This window comes from Armatimonas sp. (assembly GCF_031410135.1).
In the GTDB taxonomy this organism is placed as follows: domain Bacteria; phylum Armatimonadota; class Armatimonadia; order Armatimonadales; family Armatimonadaceae; genus Armatimonas.
The window spans coordinates 1-2,115 of record NZ_JANNYP010000143.1; the positions used below are offsets into that span (position 1 = coordinate 1).

Here is a 2,115-nt window from a genome sequence, read left to right on the forward strand (position 1 = left end):
CGGCAACTTAGAGGTCTCACCTCCCGTGCCCGGCTTTCCCCACGGGCGCATTCTCACCGGCAAACAGCACGAGCTGAGCTTCCACCCCGAGGCGCTGGCATTTTTAGAGAAACACAAAGCTCAGTGGCCACCGGTCTTTGTGGACGTGAGCTGGCTGACCATTGGGCATGTGGACGAAGTCATTAACTTTGTCCCGGCACCTGAAAACGATAGAAAAGGCTGGCGAGCGCTTCTGCCTTGTCCGGACACCGCGCTTGCCACACTGACAAATCTGGCAGATGACCAACCCGTGTTTGTGGGCAAGCGCGGGGAGACCACGGTGGGGAAGCTCAAGGCTCTGGCACAAAACGCGGAACAGAAGAAGATTCGGGTGGCGCTGAAGGCCACACGCGAGCAGCTCAAATCCGAGCTGGGAGTCGAGGAGGCCGATGTGATAGCGCTCCCGGCGCTCTTTGAAGACGGCCTGGCCGTGATCCCCAATCCGGTCAATAGCCTGATCGCCGGCAAGACTGTCTTCGTGCCCGACCCGTGCTTTACGCCCCTGCGCCGGGTACTGGCGTCCTCACTCTCCGTGCTGGGGCTGACGGTGCATTTCCTCGATATCTGGGAGCCCTACCACACGGCATCAGGAGAGCTCCACTGCGGCACGAATGCGCTGCGATCCAAGTCTCCTCACCGCTAGTGTAGCGAGGTCAGCAAGAGACGTGCGATGGTTAGATAGATCACGAGGCCGGTCGCATCCACCAGGGTGGTAATGAGCGGAGCGGAGACGAGAGCGGGGTCAATCTTGAGCTTATGGGCCAGCATGGGGATCAGAGATCCCATCAAGTTCGCCCACGTACAGACCGCCACGACCGTCAGTGACACAACCAGACTTAGCTCCAGAGAGTTCCCCCGCGCCCGTGTCCAGCCGAAGGCAACACCTCCCAAGAGCATGCCTAGGAGAAGCCCCCCAAACAGCTCACGTAGGAGCACCATCAGCAAGTCCCGGCCCCGCACTTCCCCCAGCGCAATCGCCCGGATGATCGTCGAGACGCTCTGAGCCCCGGTGTTGCCCCCTGTGCCAATCAGAAGCGGGATAAAAGTTGCCAGTGCGGTCACCTGATGCAGCGACGACTGGGCGGACTTCAAAATCTCCCCCGTCAGGGTTCCGCCAACGAAGAGCAACAAGAGCCACCCGATCCGCGAGCGCACCACACGCCAGATTGGCACCGAGAAGTACGAGAGGTTCTTCATCCCAGCCTCAGCCGAAATTCCACTCTGTTTGAGGAAGTCTTCTGTCTGTTCCTCGTTGAGAATGTCCACCACATCGTCCACGGTCACGATTCCCGCCATCGTGCCATCGGGCAGGAGAACGGGAAGTGCCGTAAAGTCGTACTTACCAACAAGGCGGGCCACTTCCTCTTGGTCCATGTCCGCCGGGATCGAGACGCTATCGCGAACCATGATATCGGTGACGAGCTGGTCGGCCCGTGCCCGAAGCAAGTCCCTGAGTGAGAGCACTCCCACCAGCCGCTCGCCTTCACGGACATAGAGCACATTAAGGGTCTCTGCTTCCTCAGATCCCTGGCGCACGGTAGCAAACGCCGACTCCACGCTCTCCTCAGGCCGCAGGCTGATAAAGCGATCCGTCATCAAGCGTCCGGCTGTGCCTAGCTTAAAGCTCAGAAGCTCGCGGACTTCCTCGGCGTCTCCGGGGGAGCGTGTGAAGAGATCCTTCAGAATCGCTTCTTGCTTCTCGACCGTGGTGACCTCGGCGATAATCTCCGCCGCATCATCCATCGGGAGCAAGTCCAGGAGAGCAGCGATTCGCTCGGGGACTTCGTTATCGAGTAGGTAGCGAGCTGTGTCTGTATCGAGCTCGTCGAGTACCTCCGCAGCCCGTACGGAGTCTAGAACCCGGAAGACACGAATGGAATCGTCATCGTCCAGGCGCTCCATAACCTCCGCGATATCGGCGGGGTGGTAGCCTTCAAGCAAGGCAACGAGAGGGGTATTGTCAAGCGAGCTGAGAACATTCCGGAGGCCCTCTTCCAGGCGCTCGGTGTTCTTTTCGAGTGTTTCCATCCGGATCATGTGAGTGTTCCTCATCATGCAGCCGGGGAGAAGGTTTTT

At 59.4% G+C, this 2,115-nt stretch carries 2 protein-coding genes; one reads left to right on the top strand and one right to left on the bottom strand.

Annotation, left to right across the window (positions count from 1 at the left end; genetic code table 11):
* Positions 1 to 682: protein-arginine deiminase family protein (locus tag RMO15_RS05120; protein ID WP_309708711.1), on the top strand; the 682-nt coding region annotated here is incomplete at its 5' end.
* Here RMO15_RS05120 and mgtE read toward each other — a convergent pair.
* A partial coding sequence (mgtE, locus tag RMO15_RS05125) for a magnesium transporter (protein WP_309708714.1) occupies positions 679 to 2,115 on the bottom strand: 1,437 nt, incomplete at its 5' end. The two genes, RMO15_RS05120 and mgtE, sit on opposite strands and share 4 nt — an antisense overlap.